Annotated in this window: 27 protein-coding genes; 11 read left to right on the forward strand and 16 right to left on the reverse strand. The window is 71.1% G+C overall.

The window, feature by feature from the left end; translation table 11 throughout:
- Positions 1 to 110: 110 nt before the first annotated feature.
- Together DEI99_RS14085 and DEI99_RS14090 are read left to right on the forward strand one after the other, a co-directional pair.
- Positions 111 to 995 (forward strand): pentapeptide repeat-containing protein, encoded by an 885-nt coding sequence (locus DEI99_RS14085; RefSeq protein WP_111041454.1) that lies wholly within the window; start codon positions 111 to 113, stop codon positions 993 to 995.
- A gap of 115 nt (positions 996 to 1,110) precedes the next feature.
- Entirely contained in the window at positions 1,111 to 2,319 is a 1,209-nt protein-coding gene (locus DEI99_RS14090; protein ID WP_111041453.1) for a beta-1,3-glucanase family protein, read from the forward strand.
- 171 nt (positions 2,320 to 2,490) lie between these two features.
- Here DEI99_RS14090 and DEI99_RS14095 read toward each other — a convergent pair whose 3' ends face one another.
- From DEI99_RS14095 to DEI99_RS14115, 5 genes are all read right to left on the reverse strand, one after another.
- Entirely contained in the window at positions 2,491 to 3,480 is a 990-nt protein-coding gene (locus DEI99_RS14095; RefSeq protein ID WP_258369329.1) for an NAD-dependent epimerase/dehydratase family protein, read from the reverse strand.
- 10 nt (positions 3,481 to 3,490) lie between these two features.
- Complete coding sequence (locus DEI99_RS14100) at positions 3,491 to 4,075, reverse strand: TetR/AcrR family transcriptional regulator (protein ID WP_146247094.1); 585 nt, start codon at positions 4,073 to 4,075, stop codon at positions 3,491 to 3,493.
- 330 nt (positions 4,076 to 4,405) lie between these two features.
- On the reverse strand, positions 4,406 to 5,662 hold the full coding sequence (locus DEI99_RS14105) for an endo-1,4-beta-xylanase (protein WP_111041451.1): 1,257 nt from the start codon (positions 5,660 to 5,662) through the stop codon (positions 4,406 to 4,408).
- Positions 5,663 to 5,930: 268 nt separating this feature from the next.
- Positions 5,931 to 6,464 carry a GNAT family N-acetyltransferase gene (locus DEI99_RS14110; RefSeq protein WP_111041450.1) on the reverse strand — a complete coding sequence of 178 codons (534 nt, stop codon included), beginning with the start codon at positions 6,462 to 6,464 and terminating at the stop codon, positions 5,931 to 5,933.
- A 52-nt stretch (positions 6,465 to 6,516) separates the two neighbouring features.
- Positions 6,517 to 7,017 carry a GNAT family N-acetyltransferase gene (locus tag DEI99_RS14115; protein ID WP_111041449.1) on the reverse strand — a complete coding sequence of 167 codons (501 nt, stop codon included), beginning with the start codon at positions 7,015 to 7,017 and terminating at the stop codon, positions 6,517 to 6,519.
- A 54-nt stretch (positions 7,018 to 7,071) separates the two neighbouring features.
- Here DEI99_RS14115 and DEI99_RS14120 point away from each other — a divergent pair, with 54 nt between their 5' ends.
- A complete protein-coding gene (locus tag DEI99_RS14120; RefSeq protein WP_111041448.1) occupies positions 7,072 to 7,671 on the forward strand; it encodes an immunity protein CdiI family protein in 600 nt (199 codons plus the stop codon).
- Between the two features lie 160 nt (positions 7,672 to 7,831).
- On the forward strand, positions 7,832 to 8,080 hold the full coding sequence (locus DEI99_RS14125) for a DUF4287 domain-containing protein (RefSeq protein ID WP_111041447.1): 249 nt from the start codon (positions 7,832 to 7,834) through the stop codon (positions 8,078 to 8,080).
- Positions 8,081 to 8,198: 118 nt separating this feature from the next.
- Here DEI99_RS14125 and DEI99_RS14130 read toward each other — a convergent pair whose 3' ends face one another.
- The 3 genes from DEI99_RS14130 to DEI99_RS14140 form a co-directional block, all read right to left on the reverse strand.
- Positions 8,199 to 8,654, reverse strand: a complete 456-nt coding sequence (locus DEI99_RS14130; protein ID WP_220037135.1) for an anthrone oxygenase family protein — start codon at positions 8,652 to 8,654, stop codon at positions 8,199 to 8,201.
- On the reverse strand, positions 8,651 to 9,238 hold the full coding sequence (locus tag DEI99_RS14135; RefSeq protein WP_111041446.1) for a TetR/AcrR family transcriptional regulator: 588 nt from the start codon (positions 9,236 to 9,238) through the stop codon (positions 8,651 to 8,653). The genes DEI99_RS14130 and DEI99_RS14135 overlap by 4 nt, the downstream gene beginning before the upstream one ends.
- A gap of 227 nt (positions 9,239 to 9,465) precedes the next feature.
- Positions 9,466 to 9,816: a VOC family protein gene (locus tag DEI99_RS14140; RefSeq protein WP_111041462.1), complete on the reverse strand. Its 351-nt coding sequence runs from the start codon at positions 9,814 to 9,816 to the stop codon at positions 9,466 to 9,468.
- 559 nt (positions 9,817 to 10,375) lie between these two features.
- Here DEI99_RS14140 and DEI99_RS14145 point away from each other — a divergent pair.
- Positions 10,376 to 10,990, forward strand: coding sequence for a hypothetical protein (locus tag DEI99_RS14145; RefSeq protein WP_111041444.1), 615 nt, complete (start codon positions 10,376 to 10,378; stop codon positions 10,988 to 10,990).
- Positions 10,991 to 11,017: 27 nt separating this feature from the next.
- Here the strand turns inward: DEI99_RS14145 and DEI99_RS14150 are convergent, their stop codons facing one another.
- Entirely contained in the window at positions 11,018 to 11,407 is a 390-nt protein-coding gene (locus tag DEI99_RS14150) for a hypothetical protein (RefSeq protein ID WP_111041443.1), read from the reverse strand.
- Between the two features lie 152 nt (positions 11,408 to 11,559).
- Here DEI99_RS14150 and DEI99_RS14155 point away from each other — a divergent pair, with 152 nt between their 5' ends.
- Together DEI99_RS14155 and DEI99_RS14160 are read left to right on the forward strand one after the other, a co-directional pair.
- Positions 11,560 to 11,862, forward strand: a complete 303-nt coding sequence (locus DEI99_RS14155; protein ID WP_111041442.1) for a hypothetical protein — start codon at positions 11,560 to 11,562, stop codon at positions 11,860 to 11,862.
- A gap of 142 nt (positions 11,863 to 12,004) precedes the next feature.
- The gene (locus DEI99_RS14160; protein ID WP_181434409.1) at positions 12,005 to 13,453 is read left to right on the forward strand and encodes a family 20 glycosylhydrolase; all 1,449 of its coding nucleotides are present in this window, start codon (positions 12,005 to 12,007) and stop codon (positions 13,451 to 13,453) included.
- Positions 13,454 to 13,504: 51 nt separating this feature from the next.
- Here DEI99_RS14160 and DEI99_RS14165 read toward each other — a convergent pair whose 3' ends face one another.
- Positions 13,505 to 14,446, reverse strand: coding sequence for a LysR family transcriptional regulator (locus DEI99_RS14165; protein ID WP_111041440.1), 942 nt, complete (start codon positions 14,444 to 14,446; stop codon positions 13,505 to 13,507).
- A gap of 119 nt (positions 14,447 to 14,565) precedes the next feature.
- Here DEI99_RS14165 and DEI99_RS14170 point away from each other — a divergent pair, with 119 nt between their 5' ends.
- Both DEI99_RS14170 and DEI99_RS14175 read left to right on the forward strand, forming a co-directional pair.
- Positions 14,566 to 15,525 (forward strand): putative oxygenase MesX, encoded by a 960-nt coding sequence (locus tag DEI99_RS14170; RefSeq protein ID WP_111041439.1) that lies wholly within the window; start codon positions 14,566 to 14,568, stop codon positions 15,523 to 15,525.
- Between the two features lie 20 nt (positions 15,526 to 15,545).
- Positions 15,546 to 16,595 (forward strand): methionine synthase, encoded by a 1,050-nt coding sequence (locus DEI99_RS14175; protein WP_111041438.1) that lies wholly within the window; start codon positions 15,546 to 15,548, stop codon positions 16,593 to 16,595.
- Positions 16,596 to 16,724: 129 nt separating this feature from the next.
- Here DEI99_RS14175 and DEI99_RS14180 read toward each other — a convergent pair whose 3' ends face one another.
- Together DEI99_RS14180 and DEI99_RS14185 are read right to left on the reverse strand one after the other, a co-directional pair.
- Positions 16,725 to 17,171: a hypothetical protein gene (locus DEI99_RS14180; RefSeq protein ID WP_111041437.1), complete on the reverse strand. Its 447-nt coding sequence runs from the start codon at positions 17,169 to 17,171 to the stop codon at positions 16,725 to 16,727.
- 132 nt (positions 17,172 to 17,303) lie between these two features.
- Complete coding sequence (locus tag DEI99_RS14185) at positions 17,304 to 17,519, reverse strand: hypothetical protein (RefSeq protein ID WP_181434408.1); 216 nt, start codon at positions 17,517 to 17,519, stop codon at positions 17,304 to 17,306.
- Between the two features lie 171 nt (positions 17,520 to 17,690).
- On the opposite strand from DEI99_RS14185, the gene DEI99_RS14190 reads away from it, so the two are divergent.
- Together DEI99_RS14190 and DEI99_RS14195 are read left to right on the forward strand one after the other, a co-directional pair.
- The gene (locus DEI99_RS14190; protein WP_181434407.1) at positions 17,691 to 18,044 is read left to right on the forward strand and encodes an SdpI family protein; all 354 of its coding nucleotides are present in this window, start codon (positions 17,691 to 17,693) and stop codon (positions 18,042 to 18,044) included.
- Between the two features lie 132 nt (positions 18,045 to 18,176).
- Complete coding sequence (locus tag DEI99_RS14195) at positions 18,177 to 18,602, forward strand: hypothetical protein (RefSeq protein ID WP_111041435.1); 426 nt, start codon at positions 18,177 to 18,179, stop codon at positions 18,600 to 18,602.
- Positions 18,603 to 18,677: 75 nt separating this feature from the next.
- Here DEI99_RS14195 and DEI99_RS14200 read toward each other — a convergent pair whose 3' ends face one another.
- From DEI99_RS14200 to DEI99_RS14215, 4 genes are all read right to left on the reverse strand, one after another.
- Entirely contained in the window at positions 18,678 to 19,514 is an 837-nt protein-coding gene (locus DEI99_RS14200) for a carbohydrate ABC transporter permease (RefSeq protein WP_071262777.1), read from the reverse strand.
- Positions 19,511 to 20,356 carry a carbohydrate ABC transporter permease gene (locus DEI99_RS14205; RefSeq protein ID WP_111041434.1) on the reverse strand — a complete coding sequence of 282 codons (846 nt, stop codon included), beginning with the start codon at positions 20,354 to 20,356 and terminating at the stop codon, positions 19,511 to 19,513. Before DEI99_RS14205 ends, DEI99_RS14200 begins: the two co-directional genes overlap by 4 nt.
- A gap of 170 nt (positions 20,357 to 20,526) precedes the next feature.
- Positions 20,527 to 21,825, reverse strand: coding sequence for an ABC transporter substrate-binding protein (locus DEI99_RS14210; protein ID WP_258369325.1), 1,299 nt, complete (start codon positions 21,823 to 21,825; stop codon positions 20,527 to 20,529).
- A 66-nt stretch (positions 21,826 to 21,891) separates the two neighbouring features.
- Positions 21,892 to 23,136, reverse strand: a complete 1,245-nt coding sequence (locus DEI99_RS14215) for an aminotransferase class V-fold PLP-dependent enzyme (protein WP_111041432.1) — start codon at positions 23,134 to 23,136, stop codon at positions 21,892 to 21,894.
- Between the last annotated feature and the right edge of the window lie 34 nt (positions 23,137 to 23,170).

The following is a 23,170-nucleotide window of genomic DNA, read 5'->3' on the forward strand; positions in this document are numbered from 1 at the left end:
TTCGCTCCTCGGACGAGGGGCGGTGGTCTCGTGTGCCCGGAACCGGGACTCCGATCGGAGTCCCCGCTCCCCCGCCACCCACACGACACCGTCCGAGAGAGCCCGTCACCATGACGATCGACCGTTCCACCGACCCCACCGCTGACCGTTCCGCGCTGCGAGCCGACTGCGCGAACTGCGCTGCCCTGTGCTGCACCGCCTTCGGGTTCCAGCGCTCCGCCGACTTCCCCGTCGACAAGCCCGCCGGCACCCCGTGCCGGAACCTGACCGACGGGTTCTCCTGCTCGGTCCACGACTCGCTCCGTCCCCGGGGGTTCCGGGGCTGCACCGTCTTCGACTGCTTCGGTGCGGGGCAGTACGTGTCGCAGGAGCTGTTCGGCGGACGGAACTGGCGGGACCACCCCGAGGTCCGCTCCGGGATGTTCCGAGCGTTCGCCGTCGCGCGGCAGCTGCACGAGCTGCTCTGGTACCTCGCCGAGGCCCGGACCCGGGCGGTCGGGCCGGAGACGGCGGCGCAGGCCGCCGCGCTCGAGCAGCAGGTCCGGGCCGTGCTCGACGGGGACGTCGGCGAGGTGCTCGACCACGACGTGCAGCGGACGCACGCCGCCGTGCGGGACACGCTCGTCGAGGTCAGCGCGGAGGTCCGCGGCGGCTTCCTCGCCGACGACGGGGCCGATCTGGCCGGGCTCCGGCCGGGCGCGGACCTCGCCGGTCGTGACCTCCGGTCGCTGCGGCTGACCGGTGCCGACCTGCGTGGAGCGTCGCTCATCGCGGCGGACCTGCGCGGTACCGACCTGGCGTCCGTCGACCTGCTCGGCGCGGACCTCCGGGACGCCCGGCTCGACCGGGCGGACCTGTCGACCGCCCTGTTCGTCTCGCAACCGCAGGTCGACGCCGCGCGAGGCGACCACGACACCCGGCTGCCGGCCGACCTGCGTCGTCCCGGCCACTGGGAGGGGACGACCGGGGGACGCGCTTGTCCCTCGTTGTGCTGATTGTCGCCGTCGACCGACCGGTCTACCGTCGCTTGCGCGCGGCAACGGGGTCGCTGTCCTCGGTCGGCTGCGCCTCACCGCCGCCGTCCGTGAGCGGCTGATCGAAGGAGATCACGTGCACAGAACCGCCGGGCCCTCGGCCCTCAGCCGCCGCGCGTTCCTCGGAGCGGGTGCCGTCGGGCTCGCCGCCGCGGCGTTCCCCGTCACCGGCGAGTCACTCGGCCTGCTCCGCCCCGCTGCGGCGAACGCGGCGGCGCTGCTCCCGGTCGGCATCGTCAACCGCACCGGGAACTACGCCGACGAGAACGTGTGGATCCACGTCGTCGGGACAGACCTCGGCACCGGCCAGCTCGGACACGTGACGCCGCAGGGCACCTTCCACGCCGCCAGCACGAGCGACAACGGTGCAGACGGGATCGCGCACTGGGGCGTCCGGCTCAGCGACGCGCGGACCGTGACCATGCCGGCCGGTGGCATGTCCGGCCGCATCTACGTCTCGCTCGGGCAGGAGATCCCGTTCCGGGTCGTCGGCACCGCCGGTGGCGCCGGCGTCGTGCAGCCCGTGGGCTGGGTGAGCGGCGACCCGACCTTCTCGGTGTTCCACGACTACTTCGAGTTCACGTGGCAGAACGGCTCGATGTACTGCAACTCGACCCAGGTCGACATGTTCAGCATCCCGATCGCCATCCAGCTGCAGGGCGCTCGGAACCAGACCATCGGCGTGGTGCGCGACGGCGGCCGCTCGGCGTTCTTCGACCGCATGCGCGGTACCGAGGGGTTCGCCGACCTGGTCGTCGACGACGTCCGCGTCATCGCGCCGGGGCACGGCATCGACGTCGGCCGGTTCAGCGGGACCTACCTGGACGGGTACGTCCGCGAGAGCTGGGACGCGTACACGCAGCGCGACCTGCTCGTCGACGCGAACGCCGCGCGGTACACGCTGCGGACGAGCGGCGACGTGATGACCGCGACGCGGGTCGGCGGCGGCCAGGTCGCGCAGTTCCGGCTGCCGTCGACGCGGGACGTGTTCTACTGCGACGGCAACCTCGCGGCGCCGAACGACGGGGTCGTCGGGCCGATCGCCGCGGTGCTCGGGGCGGCGCTGAACCGCTCGACGCTTCGCGACGTCGGGACGCAACCGACCACCGACCCGTCGGGCTTCTACCGTCAGCCGCGGACGAACCACTACGCGGCGGGCCTGCACGACGTCCACACGGACGGCAAGGCGTACGGGTTCCCGTTCGACGACGTGGGGAGCTTCGCGTCGTACATCGAGGACGGCGCCGCCACCTCGTGCACGCTGACGATCGGTCCGCTCGACTGATCGCGGGCGCCGGCGCTGACACGGGGTCGGCGCTGGCGCAGGGTCGGCGCTCGCGCGGGCCGCGGCGTGCTGGCGCAGGGCGCGGGCGGTGCTGGCGCTGAAGCTGGCGCGGCGCGCGGGCGGTGCTGGCGCGGGGCGGCGCATCGCTGCCGGTGGCCGCCGCGCCGATCGTCAGGCGCCGGTCGCCCCGAGCGCCACGAGCACCGCACGCTCGTCGGCCGGCGACAGTCCGGACCGCCGGGGCCGCTCGACGCCGCGCGCCCGCTCGTCCTCGAGCACACGACGCAGGGTCTCCTGCAGCGGTCGCGTGCGGCCGCCCGCAGCCCGGAAGGCCGCACCCGATCGCCGGGCGAACCCCGCGGCGGACGTCGGCAACCACAGCGGCAGCGAGCGCGGACCCGCCCAGTACTGCACGTCTCGGTCGAGCAGCGCGTCGTCGTCCGCCTCGACGAATCCGCCGGTGTACCCGGCGAGCGCCGCGACCTGGCGCAGGACGTCACCGAGCGGCTGCGGCGCGCCGACCGCGTTGACGGTGCCGACGAAGCCGGTCGTCCCGGCGTGCACGATCCACGCCGCCAGGTCCGTCACGTCGACGACCTGGACGGACCGCTCGGCGAGGACGGGGACCAGCACCGGGCCGGGCCGGCTCAGTCGGGCCGGCCAGTACCCGAACCGGTCGCTCGGGTCGCCCGGACCGACGATCAGACCCGGGCGGACGATCGCGAGCCGGTCGCCGAGCCGCGCTCGGCTGGCCCGTTCGGCGGCGACCTTCGCGGCGCCGTACTCCGACAGGTCGTCGGACTCGACGAGCGCTGCCGACTCGTCGGCGTCCGGCTCGGCGTCGTCGGCGTACACCGACACGGTCGAGACGAGGGTCCAGTGCGCCGCACGATCGGCGAGCGCGGCGAGCGCGGGGCCGACGAGGTCCGGCGCGTGCGCGAGCTCGACGACCTCGTCCCAGTCCCCCGTCACCGCGTCGTAGGCTCCCGGCTGCACCCGGTCCGCCCGCTCGAGTTCGGCACCGTCCGCGACCGCGCCGGACTCGCCGCGGGCGAGGCACACGACCTCGGCCCCGGACTCGACGGCAGCCCGGGTGACCTCGCGACCGAGCCACCCCGTCCCGCCGAGGACCAGCACGCGCCGCACGTCGCCCGTCATCATCGGAGCCGGGTCAGCCGACGATGGCGGCGACGGCGTCCACGACGACCTGCCGCCGCCGCGCCGGGGTGACCGCGTGCACGAGCGCGTCGTACTCCGGCGCGGTCGTCGGCGCGGTCACGCTCCAGAGCGCGGCGAGGTGCAGCACCAGACCGAGCAGCACCGCCGGCCGGTAGGACCGCGGCAGCACCCCCGCACGCTGTGCGTGCTCGACGGCTGCCACCGCTTCGGCGTTGCGGGCGACGACGGCTTCGAGGGGTTCGGCGTCGCCGCGCTCCAACCGGTGCCAGGCCGCGAGCCGCGGTGCCCACGGACGGCGGGCCAGCGAGTCGTGCAGCCGTCCGGCGAAGGCGGGCAGGTCGTCGGTGTCGACCGGGACCTCGGCGAAGGTCTCGGCGACGGTCTGCTCGACGAGGGCGTCGAACAGGCCCTCCTTGCTGCCGAAGTAGTGGAAGACCTGGGCCTTGTTGCTCGACGCCGCCGCTGCGATCCGCTCGACCTTCGCACCGTTGCACCCGAGTGCCGCGAACTCGTCGCGCGCGGCGAGCAGGAGTCGCGCCCGGACGGCGTCGGCGGCGGGCGGCGTGAATCGGGCCATGCCGACCACCGTACCGACCCGAGCGCCCGGGCGGGTCGCGCCGTGGGGTGGTCGCGACCGCGGCCGGACGGGAGGCGCGGTGTCAGCTGGCACCGCGCCTCCCGTCCGCCACGGGGTGCGGAACCGCGCGTGGTTCGCAGGATCGCGCGTCGGAAGCAGGATCGCGCGTCGGAAGCAGAGTCGCGCGTCGGAAGCAGAGTCGCACGTCGGAAGCAGAGTCGCGCGCAGGAAGCAGGATCGCGCGCAGGAGGTCGGAAGGAAAGGCTCCCCATGCGCGGAACGTCGCACCACGCGCGGAACTGCGACCGGGGCCCGGCGCTCCGCGGGTGGTCAGGCGACGATGTGGACCCGAGCGGGCGCGTCGGCGATCGTGAACGGCGCGGTCGTGCCCCGCACGTCGACGCGGTAGTCGCCGCGGAACCCGCGGACCTGCACCGCTCCGCGTTCGTCGGTGCGCAGCACCGTCGGGCCGAGCCACCACTCCTGCTTGACCAGGCGGCGGAGTGCGTCGTACGACGGCTTCGGCGTGCCGTCGGCGCGCACGAGACCGATCGGCGCACCGAGCCAGGCGTCGGCGTCGGTGATGCCCCAGTAGGTGATCGCCTCGACGGCGGGGTGCCCGACGAGGCTGCGGTAGTGCCGCTCGACGTCGTCGGCCTGTCGCGCCTCGCCCTCGGGCGTCGACGGCCACGAGTCCACCTGGTGGTCGTTCAGGTCGACGATGTGCGCGGGCATGAGGTCACCCGAGACGAGCGAGGTCTCGGTCAGGTGCAGCGGCAGCCCGTACCGAGCGAAGCGGTCGACCATGGCGAGCATCGTCTCCTCGCCCCAGTAGCCCTGGTGCATGTGGGTCTGCAGGCCGATGGCGTCGATCTGCACCCCGGCCTCGAGCACGCCCTCGATCAGGCACTCGTACGCGCTCGACAGGTCGAAGTCGTTGAGCAGCAGGGTGGCGTTCGGGTTCGCGGCACGGGCCTCGTCGAAGGCCATCCGGATCATCGGGATGCGCCCCCGTGCCCGGGCGAGCGGCGTGATCGCGTTGTCGCCGTTGTCGAACACCGGCATGATGACGACCTCGTTGATGGCGTCCCAGGTGTCGATGACGCCGGCGGCGTCCGAGACCTCGCGGCGGATGCGCGAACGCAGCAGCTGCTCGACCTCGTCCGTCGGCAGCCCGAGCAGCCAGTCGGGCTGGACGGTGTGCCAGACGAGCGGGTGTCCCTTCACGGCGATGCCCCGCTCCCCGAACCACCGTGCCGCGGCGAGCAGGCGGCGGGTGTCGGGGGCACCGCGCTCGGGTTCGAAGCGACCCCAGTAGAACGGGAGCGTCGCGGTGTTGAACACGTCCGCGAACAGGTCGGCGAGGTGCGCGGTGGCGTCTGCGTTCGCGGCGGCTGCGTCTGCGTCTGCGTCTGCTGCGAGGTCGACGAAGTCGAAGCCGATGTTGCCGAAGGTGAAGGCGTGGCGGGTCTGCTCGACGGTCACCTCGGTGTCACGCAGCGGAGCGCCGCTCGCGTCGACGATCGTCAGCGTGGCCGCTCCGTGTCGGTGTGCCGGCCCGGTCGTTGTCGTGGTCTCGTGCGGCATCGCTCGTCCTCCGACGTCGGCGTCGACGTCCCGCGGGGCGCTCGCCGGGCGGGATCGTCCGCCGGTGGCCCGACGTGCGCGCCACGGTAGCACCGGGCCCGACGGGCCGGGGCGGGACAGCGCGGTCGGCGATGTCCCGCGCGTTCCTTCCCACAGCGCCTGGCATGGGAAGCAGGATCGCGCACGAGAGGCCAGAAGAACGGGCCTCCCATGCGCGGAACCCCCCACCACACGCGGAACGACCTCCCACGCGCGGAACTGCACCCCCTCAGGACGCGACGGGCCGCGCGAGCTCGACGAGTCGGAGTGGCTCCGCGCCGGGGACCTCACCGAGCAGGTGGAGGTCACGCGTCCGACCGGTCGCCGTGAAGCCCCGGCGCGCGTAGAAACGCCCCGCCGGCACCGCCTGGTCGTACACCTCGAGACGGAGCTGCTCCCCACGCCCACGCGCCCAGGCGATGACGTGGTCGAGCAGTGCGTCCGCCACCCCGTGGCTGCGCCCCCGGAACTCGGGCGTGACGTAGACCCCGGTGAGCACCGGGTCGGCCCCGTGGGCGTCCCCGACCTGCCCGCTCATCATGCCGATCCACCGCCCGGTGGCGTCGATCGCCGCCAGGCTCGTCGCGTCCGCCGCCTCGCCGCGTCGGGCCCGCAGCCGCCACTCGTCCTCGGACATCCGGAGCGTGTACTCGCGCGTCGCGCCGTACGAGATCGGGTTGTCCGTCGCGTTCTCGACGCGGAGCGCCCGCACCCGCTCCCAGTCCCGTTCGGTCGTGGTCCGGATCGAGAAGGCATCGGGCATATCCGCAGCGTACCGGCGCCCACCGCACCGCTCGAGGGGTCCGCTCGAGCCCCTACAACGACATCCCGAGCACCGTCCGCACCGCGATGGCCCCGCCCCGGTCGTCCTCCCGTCGCTCCATCCCGAGCTTGCGCGCGACCCGCTCCGACGCGGTGTTCTCCGGGTGGATGATCGCCACGAGGTCGCTCGCGTGCAGGACGTCACGGGCGAGGTCCCGGCAGGCAGCCGCGGCCTCGGTCGCGAAGCCCTGCCCCTGCAGCGCCGCCCGCACGTGGTAGCCGACCTCGAGCGCCGGCGTCCCGTTGACCTGCTGCCACGTCAGGCCGCAGTCCCCGACGAAGTCGCCGTCGAGGGTCTCGACGATCCACAGCCCGTGGCCGTGCTCGGCGTAGTTCTCCTGGTTCCAGGCGATCCACCGGGCGGCGTCCTCGCGGCTCTTCGGCGCGGGGTAGAACGCCATCACCTGCGGGTCGCCGAGCAGCGCGGCCATGTCGTCGAGGTCGTCCGGCGTCATCTCGCGGAACCGGAGCCGCATGGTGGGGGCAGGGAGCATGACAGCACGGTACCGGTGGCCGTCGCCACGGTCCGGCGGCCCTACCATCGGGGCATGGTGGACAGGATCGTGCTCGTCATGGCCGAGTACGGCGTCGACGCACCGCTGTGGCTCCGCGGGTGGCGCGATCCGTACGAGGACGACGACGAGGTCGACCGCGCGCTGAGCGCAGAGCTGCGCGTTGCGCTCCGCGAGTGGAACGAGGTGTTCGAATCGACCGACGAGTGGCCGTCCGCAGCGGCCGCCGCCGCCCACCGCACCGACGCGTTCGAACTGGCCGCCCGCGTGCAGCTCGAGCTCGGCGACGGGACGCACGTCTGGTGCGGCGCCGGCGCAGGGATCGACGTGGTCGCCGAGTCCGGTCGTGCGGTGGTGCTGACCGCTGCACGGGCTGGCACCGACGTCGAGTTCCTGCGGGACGGCCGCCGCGACGTCCGGACCGCCAGGGAGGCCGGTGCGTACCCGGCCACCGCGAAGGCGATCGTGCACTGGCGAGCGCGCACCGAGCGTGTCGGACTGCCCTACGGGGACGCCGAGACCCGAGCACTCGGGCTGCGCACCGCCGGTCGCGTGCAGGCCGACGTCGGAGCGGGCATGCAGATCCTGTTCTTCGGCGGAGCCGCGGAGCCGTACTCGCTGCGCGACCTCGACTGAGACCTCGGGACCGGCACCGGGTTCCGGACGCGACCAGCCGTCGGACAGGAGGCACGGTGCGGGCTGGTACCGCGCCTCCCGTCCGACAGGGACGCGCGCTGGCCGTCCGGCCGACCGGAACACGTTCCCAGCGCGCCGTCGGTTGGCTACCCTGTGGCGCATGCCCGAGTTCCGTGTGGTCGCTCCGACGCAGCCGACCGACGGCTCCACCGTGAAGGGTCCCGCCTCGTACTTCCCGAGCATCGAGCGCACCTACGGGCGCCCGGTGCAGGACTGGTTGGACCTGGCGAACGAGCGGCTCGACGACGAGACGCACATGCAGGTCGTGGCCTGGCTGAAGACCGAGCACGGCCTGGGACACGGACACGCGAACGCCGTCGTCGCCTACGTCAAGGCCGCCCGCGCCTGACACGGGCGTCCGTCCGGGCAGGACCGGTGCGGCAGAGCACGGGTGCGGCTCGATGCTCGTCGGCCATCGGGCCGCGCTCGTCGCCGTCCGCGCCTCGACGGCAGGACGCGCCCCGACGTCAGCGCAGCAGCTGGACCAGGGCGACGGTGAACAGCACGAACGCGACACCCGCGGCGGTCGATCGGAGCACGTCGATGCGCTCCCACCGCACCACGGTGCGTCGCCAGTCGGCGGGCGGGTCCGTCGGGTCCCAATCGTTGACGCCGATGTTGATCGGCACGGTTCCGAGGAACGACGCCAGCACGAAGACCACCAGCGCGCCGAGCGCGGCGATCCGCCACCCGAGGCCGGCGGCTCCCCCGGCGACCACGACCACGGCGACCGAGGCCAGGACCGCCGGCACCATCAGGGCGGGCACGACGACCTTGAGCGACCGCACCAGGGCGATCCGGGTGCGCAGGTGCGCGTCGTCGGGCAGCGCCGCCACGGCGGGCTGGACGCCCCAGCGGACGATGAACTCCTCGCCCGCGAGCAAGCCCACGAGCACCAGCTGCACGACGAGCAGGACGGTCACCGGGCGCCGCCGATCTCGCCGACCAGCGCTCGCGCGGCCCGGTGCGCCGCAGCGACGACCGCGGCGTCGGAGACGTCGGCCTGGGCTGCGGCCTGCACGGCGGCGTTGACGCTGAGGATCGCCATGCGCACGAGCACGACCTGTTCCTGCCCACCGTCGGGCAGGAGCGCGACGAGCTCGTCGGCGAGTTCCTGCAGCGGCGCACCGACCCGGTCGCCGCTGGCGTCGGCGAGCCCGCGCACCACGAGCGGGTTGGCGGTCGTGAACCGGATCCCGGCGAGCTTCTCCGTGGTGAAGGTGTCCACCCACCGGAGCACCGTCTGCTCGAGCAGCCGCGGTCCGCGCGGCTGCTCGCGGAGCCAGGTCAGCAGGTCCGCCACCTCGGTGCCGCGGTCCTCGAAGAGCGATCGCAGGATCGCCTCCTTGCTGGCGAAGTGGTGGTACAGCGAAGCCTTGTTGATGCCGAGTTCGTCCGCGATCTGCCGCAACGACGTCGACTCGTAGCCCTGCTCCGTGAACAGTGCGAGCGCCACCTGTTGGGCGCGCTGTCGGGTCCCGGTGCTGCGGTGAGTGGTGTCGATCACGGTGTCACCCTACCTACCGGTAGGTAGGGTGACAACCCCGGTCGTGACGGTTCTGTCGGATCGTGGTCGGCATCGCCAGCCAGTACGACGCCGGCCAGCACCCGAGGCCGATCGCGCGGCCTCCCCGGCGTCGGCGTCCGTACCGCTCACCGCGCCCGCCTCGCCGGTGGCCTCCGACCCGATCGCGCGGGGCAACCGTGCACGATGAGCCGGGACCAGGCGAGTCGTCAGTCGACGGGCTCCCAGAGCTCCAACGGCAGCCCCTCCGGGTCGGTGATGCGGACGAAACGCCCGTACTCGGTCTCCCACTCGGGGCGACGCTCGACCGGGATCCCCGCCGCTCCGAGCCGGACGACGAGCTCGTCGAGCGCCGTCACACGGAGGTTGAGCATGAACGGCTGAGCGGCCGGGAAGTACTCGCTGTCTGCCGGGAACGGCGCGAACACGGTCGCACCCGGCTCCTGCTGCCACACGGCGTCCGCGCCCGCGTCGATCCCGAGGTGGTCCCGGTACCAGGCGGCCCGGCCTTGCGGATCACGACTCCGGAAGAACAGCCCGCCGATGCCCGTCACAGTCATGCGTGCACGGTAGCCGTGGCGGCGCGTCGGCACCAGGGGCACCGACGACCAACCCGAACAGGGGCCTGCGGCGATCGGGGTGCGGTCAATAGCCTCACGGCGTGAGGACCTCCGTGCGCATCGTCTCCGCGCTCATGCCCGCGCAGCGGCGGCGGTACGAGACGTGGCGCTGGATCGGCCTCGGACTCGTCGTCGCTGGTGTGCTGCTGTCCGTCGTCGGGACCGGGGTGGTCGGCGTGCTCGCCGTCGTCCCGATCGTGACCGGCGGCGCCCTGTTCACCGTTTCGTCCGTGCGGTGGTGGGACCTCGCCGTCGACACTGCGCGGTCGTTCCAGGCCGACCAGGCCGTCCGGAGCCCGCAGCTGGAGGACCGTGCGACCGTGTCCGTCGCCGCGGTCAGCAGCGCGCGCCGGAGTGCGGTGGTCCTCGGCGCGGCGCTCTCGGTCCTCGCGCTCGGGGCGGGCGTTGCCGGTTCGGTGCTCCCGGTGCTCGGGTCGACGGAGCCTCCCTCGCCGCGGTCGACGAACCCGCATCGCTGTCGACCGCGACGCCGACGACCGTGCCGACCCGGGGCGCGCACGGCTCCCCCGTCGGACCCGTCGTCGTCGCCGACGGCACCGTCCAGATCGGACAGGTCGACGACGAGGAAGCATGGTCGGCGGTCTGCGGCGCGGTGTCCAGCGACTCCGGCTGCTCGGCCTGGGCCGTCGTCGCGTCGGGCGAGTGCGACCTCGACGTCACCATCGGCTTCGCGGACACCCAGCACGGCGCGACCACCCGCACCGAACTCCGGTCGGTGCGGGTGCGTCCGGGCACGCCTGTCTTCGTCGCGTCGGTCGGCGACGAGCTGTGGAGCGGCATCGAGTCCGCCGCCTGCCGATCGCAACCGGCGGTCGACGAGCACGTCGCCACCTGGTTCGCGACCGACGACCCCGAAGCCGCCCCCGAGGAGTGCTGGGAGCTCGGCTGCATCGGCTTCGACGTGCTCCCGAGCCGCGACTGCCCGCAGGCCGACGTGCAGTTCGCCGTGTACGACGACTACGGCGGTCTGGGGAACCCGCACGACCTCGTGGTCCCCCTCGAGCTCCACGAGGGCACGCCCGTCACCGCATGGGCGAGCGGGACCGAGAGCTTCGAAGGCGACGCCGTCCTCACCCGGGTCTCGTGCCGCTAGCGTCGGATCGATGACGCCGTCGCGGACTCAGAGCGCGATGTGACCCCACCACCCCAGGCCGTCGGCATCGATGTCGAGGATTTCGACGTACCGCCCGAGTGGTTCACCGATGTTGTAGTCGGCGACCTCGTGGCCGAACTCCTCAGGCGTCGCCTCGCCGGTGGTGTACGCGTCCGTCCGGTCGATCGTCGTCCAGCGATCCCGGATGATCCCGACGCGCGGACCCCACGGGGAGTCGTAGACGACCCGGAACTCGTCGGACGTGCTCCAGGCGTCGTGGACGACCACGAGCGCGGCTTCGGTCGGGCCGCCGTCGCGGAGCTTCTGCAGACAAGCCAGGAGCGCCCGCGGCCCCCACTCATCGGAGCCAGCAGCCTCGAGTTCCGCGATCAGGGCGGCATGCCGTTCGCTCTCCATGCGAGGACCCTACGGGGCGCACCCTGTCTACCGTGCACACGAGCCGAGCACGGCGATCTGTCCACAGCCCAGCCGCCAGCTCGTTGCGGTGCCATGCGGCACCGGTAGGTTGTCGGACACCTCCACGACCACCGACGGAGAAGGGCACACCGATGCAGTCGACCTCGACCTCGACCTCGACCACCACCACCAGGCGCTTCGTGGCCCGGTGGTGCGGAGCACTCATCACCCTCGGCGGGCTGGCGGCCACGGTCGGCGCGTTCTTCCTGTTCGGCGCTGTGGCAGCCGGGGTGACCGCGCTCGCGACGACGTGGTTCGCCTGGTCCGGGCCGAGCGTCGTCGGGACCCCGACGACGGCCACCGCAGCCGCCGACCCGCGCGAGGTCCGCCGGTACCGGCAGGCACACCCGGGCACGACCATCAGCGAGGCCGCCGCCGCGGTCGCTCGGCGCTGACCCGACAGAACGGTCGGAGCAATCCGGGGCAGGCGGTCCCGGTACTGTTCAGTGGGTCGCTCGGCCCAGCTGGGAGAGCAGGGCGACGCGGTGCAGGCAGGCGTTCGTCCGAGGGGAGCACGGCGTGGAGCGTCGGATGAAGATGCAGGTCAGACGGTCGGTCGCGGTCGCCCTGGCGATCACGATGTCGGCGGTGGCCGCGATCGGCATCGACGCCGTCGGGCGATCAGCGGACGCAGCGACGCCGAAGCCCCCCGCCGTCACGGTCACCAAGGTCGTCGCGACCACCACCGTCACGTCGACGGGCACCGCCGTGCGCACCACACTCAGGGTGAAGAACACCGCATCCGTGGGGCAGCCGGCGTCGTCCGCTTGGCTCTCCCTGTCCGCCGGCAGCCGGAAGTACACGCTCGGCCCGGTCACCGTGAAGGCCCTCGCCGCGGGGGCGAGCACGACGGTCCGCGCGATCCAGAAGACACCGTCGCGCGCGCGAGCCGGCACGTACTCGGTCCTCGCCTGCACCGGCGCGTACTCCGCGCAGCAGTGCCGGACGTCGACCACGACCGTCACCACCAAGCCCTCGAAGCGCGCACGCCCGGAGACGGGCGTGATGCTCGACGTCGCTCGCGCCTACTACCCCGTGGCGTTGATCAAGCGCTACGTCGACCTCCTCGCCGACGACGGCGGCCGCTTCCTGCACCTGCACCTCACCGATGACCAGAACGTCGGGATCGAGAGCAAGGTGCTCGGCCAGACCCCGGCGAACGCAGACCTCGACCACGGTGTCTGGACGAGCCGTGTGACGCACCGCCCGTTCCTCAGCGCCGCACAGGCGCGCACGATCGCCGACTACGCGACGAGACGGGGCGTCGCGGTCGTGCCGGAGATCGACACCCCGGGCCACATGGCCGCTGCCTTCGCCCTGCTCGAGGCACGACACGGCACGAAGTGGGTCGATCGTGTCCGCGCGGGCGAGAACGAGCTCGACACCTCGGCGCCGGCGAGCGTCGCGCTCGCGACCGACCTGTACCAGGAGGTACGGCGCACCTTCCCCGCGAGCCGGGCCGTGCACATCGGCGGTGACGAATGGGGCGACGACGTCTCCGCGACCGGACGCGTCGAGTGGTTGAACGCGATGGCAGCCGCGCTGGGCAACCGCGAGGTGTGGGCCTGGAACGACGGGATCGACCGGGCCGCGGTGGAACGGCTCGACCCGCGCATCCGCGTCACGTACTGGAGCTTCGACGGGGACACCGAGGACGAAGCGGAACGCTCGGAACGCCGGGCGCGACGGGCGAGCGCGAACGACCTGGCGAAGGCCGGCATCGACCTGCTCAACTACAACTCGTACTACCTGTACGAGGTGCCGACCGACCTCGACCCGGCCGACAGCGCGTACACCGTCGCCGATCTCCGCGCGCACTGGTCGCTCCGGACCTGGGACAGCGACTCCGGGCGGCGTCTCGCCGCCCCGATGTCGGGTGCAGCCGTCGCGATCTGGGGAGAGGACCTCCGCCGTCCGCTGTCGGCCGCGCTCCTGCGCTGGAGCGCGCCGCACGTGAGGGCGATGATCGAGACCGCAGGGTCCTGACGGACGCGTGTCGGGCCTCCTGTCCGGTCGCTGGTCGGAACCGGCGCCTGTCTACCCGAGTGGCTCGACGCCGTAGCTGGTGACCACCGCCCGCAGCTCGTCCAGGTACGCCTGCGCCTGCACGGTGAGGGGCACGGAGGCGTGCGCGATCCAGCCGATCTCGATGCGTTCGTCGACGTCGAGGGGGATGGCGACGATCTCGGGGTCGAGGTCGTCGCTGATGAGCCCGGTCGAGATCGTGTACCCGCCGAGGCCGATCATGAGGTTGAAGATCGTCGCGCGGTCCGAGACGCGGATCTCCCGCTTGCTCGACATCGTCGACAGGATCTCCTCGGCCAGGTAGAAGGAGTTGTTCGCGCCCTGGTCGAAGGTGAGTCGGGGCAGGTCGGCGAGGTCCTCGAGGGTCGCGCGTTCCCGTGCCGCGAGCGGGTTCCGCTTGGCGACGAAGATGTGGGGCTGGGCGACGAACAGCGGGGTGAACACGACACCGGCGTCGCGCAGCAGCTTGCCGAGCACCTGCGTGTTGAAGTCGTTGCGGTACAGGATGCCCACCTCACTGCGCAGGGTCCGGACGTCCTCGATGATGTCCCAGGTGCGTGTCTCGCGGAGCGAGAACTCGTACTCGTCGGCGGCCGCCGCGTCGACCATCCGGACGAAGGCCTCGACCGCGAACGAGTAGTGCTGCGCGGACACCCCGAGCAGCCGTCGCGAGGCCCGCCGCCCGACGTAGCGCTGCTCGAGCAGGGAGACCTGCTCGACGACCTGCCGGGCGTACCCGAGGAACTCGACGCCGTCGACCGTGAGCACGACGCCCCTGGCCGACCGGGTGAAGAGCGGGCGGCCGATCCGCGTCTCGAGGTCCTTCATGGCCGCGGACATCGTCGGTTGGGACACGTAGAGCAGGTCGGCGGCTGCGCTGATCGAGCCCTCGGTCGCGACCTCGATGAAGTAGCGGAGCTGCTGCAACGTGATGTCGTTCGAGACCCGGGCCATAGGCGCAGGCTATACGACCACATAGCGTCTCGGTATTACCTGATGGCTCGCGTTTCCGGCCATGATCGAGGAATCCCTTCCCCAGCGCCTCCGGGCGCTCGACGAGCAGATTGCCGGCCATGGCGAACGACCCCACCTTCAGCATCACCCGGACCCGGTTCGACGAGGACTACTCCCCCGCGGACAGCTCCCGGCTGACCACGAACTTCGCGAACCTGGCGCGCGGCGAGCGCCGGCAGGAGAACCTGCGTGCTGCGCTGGCGATGATCGACGGGCGCGCGAACGACCTCGCCGGGGCGCACGACCGCTACCGGCTGCAGCTCGACATCGTCTCGGTCGCGCTGCAGTTCTCCGACGGTGGATCGGATGCGGAGTTCCCGCTGCTCGAGATGCTCGACGTCACGATCGTCGACCAGCACACCGGCGAGCACCACCGCGGGATCCTCGGCAACAACTTCTCGTCGTACGTGCGCGACTACGACTTCTCGGTGCTGCTGCCGTCGTCGCCGTCGCTGCCGTCCGACTTCGGACAGCTGCACGGGGCGCTCTTCCAGCGCTTCCTGGAGTCGTCCGCGTTCCACGCCGACTTCGACACGGAGCCCGTGGTCTGCATCAGCGTCTCGACGAGCCAGACCTACCGCCGGAACGGGTACGTCCACCCGGTGCTCGGCGCCGAGTACGAGCACGAGCACTCCTCGCTCACCGACGACTACTTCGGCCGGATGGGCATGCGGGTCCGGTACTTCCAGCCCGCCGGCGCCGCGGCCCCGCTCGCGTTCTACACGCGCGGCGACCTGACCGGCGACCACACGGACCTCCAGCTCATCGGCACGATCGCCACCATGGAGACGTTCCAGAAGATCTACCGACCGGAGATCTACGCCGCGAACACCCCGGCCGGCAGCACCTACCGCCCGACGCTCGACCACACCGACTTCACACCCACCCCGGTCACCTACGACCGCGAGGAGCGCAGTCGCCTCGGCGTCACCCAGGGCCGGTGGACCGAAGAACACCTCGTGACGCCGCACGGTGCGCTCCTGTCCCGTCTCGCCGCCGAACCCGTCCCCGCCCGCTGACCGTCTGGACCGCCACTCCCATGAGCTCTCTCCTCCCCACCTCGATCGTCGGCAGCCTGCCGAAGCCGTCCTGGCTCGCCGAGCCCGAGCGACTCTGGTCCCCCTGGCAGCTCGACGGCGCCGCCCTGACCGAGGGCAAGCAGGACGCCCTGCGCTCCGCCGTGCACGAGCAGGAACGCCGCGGCATCGACATCGTCAGCGACGGCGAGCAGACCCGCCAGCACTTCGTCACCACGTTCATCGAGCACCTGGACGGCATCGACCAAGAGCGCAAGGAGACCGTCCGGATCCGGGACCGGTACGACGCTGCCGTCCCCACGGTCGTCGGCGCCGTGAGCCGCCCCGCCCCGGTCTTCGTCGACGACGCCCGGTTCCTCCGCGCACAGACCGACCGACCGATCAAGTGGGCGCTCCCCGGTCCGATGACGATGATCGACACCCTCTCCGACCAGCACTACAAGAGCCGCGAGAAGCTGGCGTGGGAGTTCGCCACGATCCTGAACGAAGAAGCCCGCGAGCTCGAAGCTGCCGGCGTCGACGTCATCCAGTTCGACGAGCCCGCCTTCACCGTCTTCCACGACGAGGTGCAGGACTGGGGCGTCGCCGCGCTCGAACGCGCCACCGAGGGCCTGCGCGCCGAGACCGCCGTGCACATCTGTTACGGCTACGGCATCGAGGCGAACAACAAGTGGAAGGAGACCCTCGGCGCCGAGTGGCGGCAGTACGAGCAGTCGTTCCCGCTGCTGCAGCAGTCGTCGATCGACATCGTCTCGCTCGAGTGCATCCACTCGCACGTGCCGCTCGAGCTCGTCGAGCTCATCCGCGGCAAGAAGGTCATGCTCGGGGCGATCGACGTCGCCACCGAGACCGTAGAAACGGCGGACGAGGTCGCCGAGGTCCTGCGTCGGGCCCTCGAGTTCGTCGATGCGGACAAGCTCATCCCGAGTTCGAACTGCGGGATGGCTCCCCTTGCACGGGGTGCAGCGCTGGGCAAGCTCAGCGCGCTGTCCGCTGGTGCGGACATCGTGCGGGCCGAGCTCGCCCCCGTCGCGGCGACGGCTGCGCGCTAGCGGACCGGCTCCGCAGGACGGCTCGCCTCGGCAACGGGGCGAGCCGTCCTGCGTGTCGCGTCCCGCAGGTGCCGGGGTCTCGGTCCGGCCTGGAGGCGCGGCTCGGTTCCGGAAGTCAGGTCGCGGTCGTCACTCCTGACCGTCGAGGCTCATCTTCTCGAAGTCCCCCGCGACGCACTGTGAGCTGCCGTCGATCGTGTACCCGCGCGGATCCGCACGGAAGTCGGAGGAGCTCACCGGGCCACCCCTGCCCCGGACGCCGAGGATCGGGTCCTTTCCGCCCGTCTGGTACCGCTCGGTCGTGACCCCCAGCTCCTTCCAGTGCTGTTCCACCGCCTCGACGTCGGCCTTCGGGTCGTCGCTGGCAGCGCGGACCTCGGCGTAGACGTACTGGACACCCCCGACACCAGGGCCGAGGTCGCACTTCCCGAGTCCGGGACCGTCCCGAACGTTCCACCCATCACCGACCACGCTGGTCGATCCTGCTACGAACGTGACGATCGACTGCTTCGCTTCTTCCGTGTTCATGCCGGACCCCTCGCTGCAACCAGTGAGAACGGCGACCGCGAGCAGCACTGCCCCTGTCGACCGGGCGAGGTTGCCGGCCTTCCGTCGATGTGGTTCCATCTGGCTTCTCCTTCCAGAGACGCATCAGCTCGTCCGCCCCCTGGCTCGCCCGCGCCTTCGGCAGAGTCCCGGCGAGCCCGATCAGCGTCGAGCGATCAACCCGACTGCGCCGACGAGCAGAAGCGCACCACCCACGACGGCGAGCGGGACCCCGAGGAGCAGCAAGACACCGGCGCCGATGTTCGCACCGCCGTCGAACCCGACGGCGAACGTCGCGATCACCGCCGAGCCGCAGATGAGACCGCCCACGGCGGAGATGATGCCGCCGACGAGGGTGAGCACGCGAGGACTGTTCATCTGGTCAGCGTATTCGGCGTCGCAGTTCCGACTGCGACGATCTGCACGAGCACGGGGCGTGGGTCCGGACCCCCTGAGTCCAGTACGTCATCCTGCAGCCACCCGCCGCCGAACCAGCTGCTCCAACGTGATACTTTGCCGTTCGCTGATCGGAACAGTAGCGTCGGTCTCATGGCCGGAGCAATGGTGTTCGCGTTGACGATCGAGATCGCAAGCGCTGTCCTCGTGACCTGGCTCACCTGGAGGGCTGCCGACGGATCCCTCGCTCGGAACAGCTTGGCCGGCATCCGGACCCGGATCACGATGTCCAGCGAGGCGGCCTGGCGCATCGGACACCGCGCGGCACTGCGGCCGACCATCATCGCGGGAGCGATCACCGTCCTCTGGTGTTCGACGAGCATCGGTCTTGCGCCGCTCCGCACGCCGCTCTCCGTGATCGTGGCTTCGGTGGTGCTCCTCGGTGGTGCACTCCTGTCCATCCCGGTGGCGCACCGGGCTGTGCGCCGCAGCACATCCGAAGGCTGACCGGGCGCGACACGGAGAACGTGAGCTCGCGGTGGGACTCCAGCGCCCGATCGCCATGCCGATCGAGGGCGCCCCGGGACACGGCGAGCGCTTCGCCGCGAAGCGCCAGGCGGAAGGGCGTTGACTACGCCCATGATCACCAAGAGCATGATCCACGAGGTCGAGAGCGCAACCGTCCGCGACCGCGACGGCGCGTCGGTCGGCAAGGTCGCGCAGGTGTTCCCCTCCGACGAGGACGGCAGCGCCGCGTTCGTCAGCGTCGCGACCGGCCTGCTCGGGAGTCACCACACGCTCGTCCCGGTCGAGGACGCCACCTTCGACGGCACGGACCTGCACGTCGGGTACACGAAGAGCGCGATCAAGGGCGCGCCGTCCCTCGGAGTCGGACAGACCTTGTCCCCTTCCGAGGCGAACGCCGTCCGCAAGCACTTCGGGCTGTCCCCCGCGGGCAAGGCCACCGGCGACATGGGCGATCCGCACGAGAACCTGGATCAAGCAGGCACCGGCCCCGCAGGCGCGGACGACACCGAGGGTGCAGGGACGACCCCACCGGCGTGATCGTGCGGAGCGCGGACGCTCGCACGATGGACGGGGCACCTCGGAGTGGACGACGGGCCGAGGAGCCCCGCCGCGTCAGCCCTTGACCGCGCCCGCCGTGAGCCCCTGCACGATCCACCGACTCGCGAACGCGAACAGCACCATGGTCGGGATGACGGTCAGGACCGCGGCCGCCGACATGGGTCCCCAGTCGATGTTGAAGCTGCTGATGAAGCCGTTGATCGCGGTCGGCAGGGTCTTGTTCGCGTCGCTGTTCATCAGGGTCGTCGACAGGAACAGCTCGTTCCAGCAGTTGACGAAGTTGAAGATGAACGCCGCGACGATCCCCGGCTTCATCACGGGCACGATCACGCGGAAAAGCGCGCCGAACCGCGAGCAGCCATCGATCATGGCCGCTTCCTCGAGTGCGGCGGGGACGTTCGCGAAGAACCCGCGGAGCATGACCGTGCTGAACGGGATGCACACGGCGATGTAGATGAGGACGAGCCCGACCCGGTTGTCGACCAGCTCGAGGCGCGTCATGAGCAGGTACAACGGCCCCAGCGCGATGAACGACGGGATCATCTGGGTCACGAAGAACGCCGTCAGCAGCGCGCCCTTCGTCCGGAACTCGAAGCGGGAGAGCACGTAGCCGGACAGCAACGAGATCACCGTCGCGGTGACCGCAGCCGCCAGGCTGACGACCAGGCTGTTGACCACGTAGACGCCGAACTGCGACTTGGCGAACAACCCGATGTAGTTCTGCAGCGAGAACTCCGTCGGCCAGTACGTGAGGGGCCGGCTGAAGATCGAGCCGGGCGCCTTCAGGGACGTGATGGTGATCCAGTACAGCGGGAAGAGCGTGATGAGGAGCCACAGCCCGAGGAATCCGAAACGGACGAACCGGGCTGAGCGGGTCTCGTGGTCGATCATCGGGTCTTGGGTCCCTTCTCCCGCATCGCGAGCAGGTAGAACACGGAGAACACGAGCAGCACGGCGATGACGATGAGCCCGAGCGCCGAGGCCCGGCCGTAGTCGCCGCGCTGGGTGGTCTGGATCATCCACGTGGTGATGATGTGGGTGCGGTCGGCGGGGCCGCCGCCCGTCATGCCGTAGATGATGTCGGGGAAGTTGAAGATCCAGATGACACGCAGGAGCACCGAGAGGGCGAGCGTGACGCGGATGTACGGGATCACGATCGAGAAGAGCGTGCGGACCTTGCCGGCACCGTCGAGCGCGGCGGCTTCGAGCATCTCGTCGGGAACCGACTGCAGCGCCGCGAGGATCATGATCGCGAAGAACGTGACGCCGTACCAGATGTTCGCGATGAGCACGGCGACCATGGCGGTCGCCGGGTCGGCGAGCCAGTTGATCGGCTCGTCGATCAGTCCGACCTTGGCGAGCAGGTCGTTGACGACGCCGAACTCGCTGTTGAACATCCAGCGGAACAGGATCCCGATGAGGAACCCGGACACCGCCCACGGGAAGAACACGAGCGCCTGGTACAACCCGCGGAACCGGAACTTGCGTCGCAGCCACAGGGCGAGGGCGAACCCGATCACGAACTGCGGCACGAGCGAGGCGACGACCCAGACGACCGAGTTCCGGAGCACCGTGTAGAAGACGGGGTCGGTGAGGATGTCGCGGAAGTTGCCGAGTCCCACCCACGACGTGTCGCTGAGGTTGTTGAGGTTCCAGTTGCGGAACGCCATCTGGCCGCCCGCGAACAACGGGTAGTAGACGAACACCGCCACGAAGACGAGTGCGGGTGCCATGAACCCGAGGAGACTGAGCCCCTTCCGCTTCGTGAAGGTGCGGCGACCTGTGGGTGAGGAGCCGCGCCTCCTCGGGTCGTTGCCACCGCTTCGACCACCCGGGGTCGGAGGAGTGGTGCCGGCGCCGGTCCCCGACACCGCGGACGGCGCGGTGGACGCGTCCTGGACCGTCACTTCGCGTCCTTCTCGGTCCAGTACTCGTCCCAGCTGGCGAGCAGTTCCTTGCTCGTCATGTCGCCGACGAGGACCCGCTGCAGCTCAGAGTCGGCCTTCTGGGTCCACTCGGTCCACCAGGCGACGGTGCGCGGCTGCACGACGGGGATGTAGGTCTCCGGTGCGTCGGTCATCGTGACGTAGCTCGCCCAGGCGCCCTCGCTGTAGAACGGGTCCTCGGTGGCGCTGGTGAGGATCGGGACGAGGCTGTTCTCCTTGGTGAAGCGCGTGGAGGCGTCGCCCGACGACAGGAACTCGATCAGCTTCGCCGCCTCGGCCTTGTGGTCACTCGACTCAGCGGTGCCCCAGCCCGACGTGGCGACGGCCTGGGCGGCCTTCCCGGTCGGCCCGGTCAGCAGGGGTGCCGTGGTCCACTGGTCGGCCTCGATGGCCGTCGAGGTCCCGATCGCGCTGATGACCTCGGGGTCCTGCAGCAGGAACGCGGTCGAGCCGTTCGAGAAGCCCTCGACCATCTCCGGGTAGCCCCACGCGACGCTCGACGGCGGCGAGGCCTTCTCGAAGAGGTCGAAGTACATGTCGGCGGCGTCCTGGGCTTCCGGTGCCGAGAAGATCGTGTCGCCGTTCTCCAGTCGGAACGCGTTCTCGGTGTCGAGGTCGTCGGCCACGTAGGCCTCGATGGCGGTGACGAGGTTGGAGTTGCCGTTCATGCCACCGCGGAAGGCGTAGCCGTAGTCGCCGTCGCCCGACTCCTGCACCGCCGTGGCCTGCTCGAGCAGGTCGTCCCACGAGGCGGGCGGGGCATCGAACCCGGCGTCCTTCGTGAGGTCCGTGCGGTAGAACAGGCTCAATCCGTAGAAGCCGTAGGGGATGTAGTAGACGGTGCCGTCGTCGTTCTTGGCGTAGTCGACGGCGTTCTCGGTCAGGTCGTCCCAGCCGGACCAGTCGTCGAGTTCGGTCGACATGTCGCTGATCCAGCCGTTCGCGCTGAAGGGCCCGACCGTCGTGTCACGGACCTCGAGCACGTCGACACCGTTGCCGGACTGCAGCATCTGCTGGATCTTCTGGTCGGCCTGGTCGGTCGGCGGCGAGATGAGCTCGACCCGGATGTCGGGGTTCTCGTCCTCGAAGTCGGCGAGGAGCTCCTTGAGGAGCGTCGTGCGCGTCGGGTTCGTCAGGCTCTCGACCATCTGCAGGGTGACGGTGCCGTCGCTGCTGCTCGGGGCGGAGCAGCCTCCTGCCAGCAGCGCGGTGGCGAGGCCCAGGCTGAGCGCCGCGATCATCTTGGTGCTTTTCACGGTTGTCCTTCGTGTCAGGTGGAGCACGTGTCGTCAGGGTCGGACAGGTGGTGCGGTCGGAGGTCCTCAGGCGGTGCGGGCCCAGTCCGCGAGGACGGGCACGCAGCGTTCGGCGAACGACTCGTAGTCGGCAGCGGTGTTGTAGACGTGGGTCGACAGCCGCAGGTAGCCCACGCCCGCGAAGGCCGTGAACGCGCACTCGACGCCGAGCTCGTCCAGGACGCGGTCGCGGAGCGCGTTGCCCTCGCCGTGTCCGGCGGCGAGCACTCCGGGCAGCCGCACGAGGCGGAGCGCACCGACGGGCATGCCGACGTCGACGCGGTGGTCGTCGCCGGTGATCGCCGAGAAGGCTCCCGCCACGACGTCGACGGCGTGGTCGGCCAGATCGGACATGTACCGGCGAGCCGTGTCCCACCCCCACGTGTCGCCGATCAGGTCGAGCGACGTCGATGCCGCGAGCCAACCGGTGAGGTCGAGGGTGCCCTGGGTGTCGAAGCGCTCCGGGAAGGGGTCGGTCGCACCCCAGGAGTCGATCGACGGGTTGAGCTCCTGGACGAGCGGGCCGCGGGCGACCAGGACACCGGTCCCGCGGGGCGCACAGGTGAACTTGTGCAGGTTGCCGACCCAGAAGTCGCACTCGAGGTCGGCGAGCGGATCGGCGAGCAGTCCGGGCGCGTGCGCACCGTCGACGAGGACGGGCACTCCGAGCTGCGCGGCGTGCCGTGCCACCGCCCCGACCGGCAGGCGCCGCGCCGTGGGGGACGTCACCTGGTCGATGACGACGAGGGACGTCGCGTCGGTGATGCTGTCCGTGATGATCCCGGCTGCCGTGTCGTGGTCGGCGTCGAGCGGGACCGAGACGGTGCGGACACGGCCGTTCCAGCGCCGGGCGAGTCGCTCGGCACCCATCGTGACCGCTCCGTAGCCGTGGTCGGTGACGAGGATCTCGACCCGGCGGCCCACCGGCAGGCTCGAGTAGACGACGCTCGCGCCGGCACTCGCGTTCGCGACGAACGCCGTGTCCCGGACGTCGGTGCCGAGGAACTCGGCGACGCGGCCGCGAGCCTGCGCGACGAGCCCGGGCAACGGCGGGAACCAGGCGACCGGGGCTGCTTCCATCACGTCACGGAGGCGCTGCTGCTCGGCCTGCGTGGCGCGGGGCACAGCGCCGAACGAGCCGTGGTTGAGATGGCCGAGGTGCGGGTCGAGCGTGAACGCAGCAGCCGCCGGCCGCCCGTCGTGGAGCGTCAGCGGCCCGGGGCCGACCGCGGGATCGGTTCGAGCGGCGTCGGTGGTCGTCGCGAATGCCATGCCGGCAACACTAGGAAGTCATCAGATGACTCCG

The sequence above is a fragment of the Curtobacterium sp. MCLR17_036 genome (assembly GCF_003234445.2).
Lineage (GTDB): Bacteria > Actinomycetota > Actinomycetes > Actinomycetales > Microbacteriaceae > Curtobacterium.

Bases quoted from the DNA above. Each gene is read 5' to 3' on its own strand.
- DEI99_RS14190 (WP_181434407.1), top strand. From the start codon at position 17,691: ATGGCCGGAGCAATGGTGTTCGCGTTGACGATCGAGATCGCAAGCGCT.
- DEI99_RS14215 (WP_111041432.1), bottom strand. From the start codon at position 23,136: ATGGCATTCGCGACGACCACCGACGCCGCTCGAACCGATCCCGCGGTC.
- DEI99_RS14195 (WP_111041435.1), top strand. From the start codon at position 18,177: ATGATCACCAAGAGCATGATCCACGAGGTCGAGAGCGCAACCGTCCGC.
- DEI99_RS14105 (WP_111041451.1), bottom strand. From the start codon at position 5,662: ATGCCGCACGAGACCACGACAACGACCGGGCCGGCACACCGACACGGA.
- DEI99_RS14155 (WP_111041442.1), top strand. From the start codon at position 11,560: ATGCAGTCGACCTCGACCTCGACCTCGACCACCACCACCAGGCGCTTC.
- DEI99_RS14175 (WP_111041438.1), top strand. From the start codon at position 15,546: ATGAGCTCTCTCCTCCCCACCTCGATCGTCGGCAGCCTGCCGAAGCCG.
- DEI99_RS14150 (WP_111041443.1), bottom strand. From the start codon at position 11,407: ATGGAGAGCGAACGGCATGCCGCCCTGATCGCGGAACTCGAGGCTGCT.
- DEI99_RS14165 (WP_111041440.1), bottom strand. From the start codon at position 14,446: ATGGCCCGGGTCTCGAACGACATCACGTTGCAGCAGCTCCGCTACTTC.
- DEI99_RS14085 (WP_111041454.1), top strand. From the start codon at position 111: ATGACGATCGACCGTTCCACCGACCCCACCGCTGACCGTTCCGCGCTG.
- DEI99_RS14115 (WP_111041449.1), bottom strand. From the start codon at position 7,017: ATGCTCCCTGCCCCCACCATGCGGCTCCGGTTCCGCGAGATGACGCCG.
- DEI99_RS14185 (WP_181434408.1), bottom strand. From the start codon at position 17,519: ATGAACAGTCCTCGCGTGCTCACCCTCGTCGGCGGCATCATCTCCGCC.
- DEI99_RS14140 (WP_111041462.1), bottom strand. From the start codon at position 9,816: ATGACTGTGACGGGCATCGGCGGGCTGTTCTTCCGGAGTCGTGATCCG.
- DEI99_RS14120 (WP_111041448.1), top strand. From the start codon at position 7,072: ATGGTGGACAGGATCGTGCTCGTCATGGCCGAGTACGGCGTCGACGCA.
- DEI99_RS14125 (WP_111041447.1), top strand. From the start codon at position 7,832: ATGCCCGAGTTCCGTGTGGTCGCTCCGACGCAGCCGACCGACGGCTCC.
- DEI99_RS14160 (WP_181434409.1), top strand. From the start codon at position 12,005: ATGCAGGTCAGACGGTCGGTCGCGGTCGCCCTGGCGATCACGATGTCG.
- DEI99_RS14170 (WP_111041439.1), top strand. From the start codon at position 14,566: ATGGCGAACGACCCCACCTTCAGCATCACCCGGACCCGGTTCGACGAG.
- DEI99_RS14205 (WP_111041434.1), bottom strand. From the start codon at position 20,356: ATGGCACCCGCACTCGTCTTCGTGGCGGTGTTCGTCTACTACCCGTTG.
- DEI99_RS14110 (WP_111041450.1), bottom strand. From the start codon at position 6,464: ATGCCCGATGCCTTCTCGATCCGGACCACGACCGAACGGGACTGGGAG.
- DEI99_RS14200 (WP_071262777.1), bottom strand. From the start codon at position 19,514: ATGATCGACCACGAGACCCGCTCAGCCCGGTTCGTCCGTTTCGGATTC.
- DEI99_RS14100 (WP_146247094.1), bottom strand. From the start codon at position 4,075: ATGGCCCGATTCACGCCGCCCGCCGCCGACGCCGTCCGGGCGCGACTC.
- DEI99_RS14095 (WP_258369329.1), bottom strand. From the start codon at position 3,480: ATGATGACGGGCGACGTGCGGCGCGTGCTGGTCCTCGGCGGGACGGGG.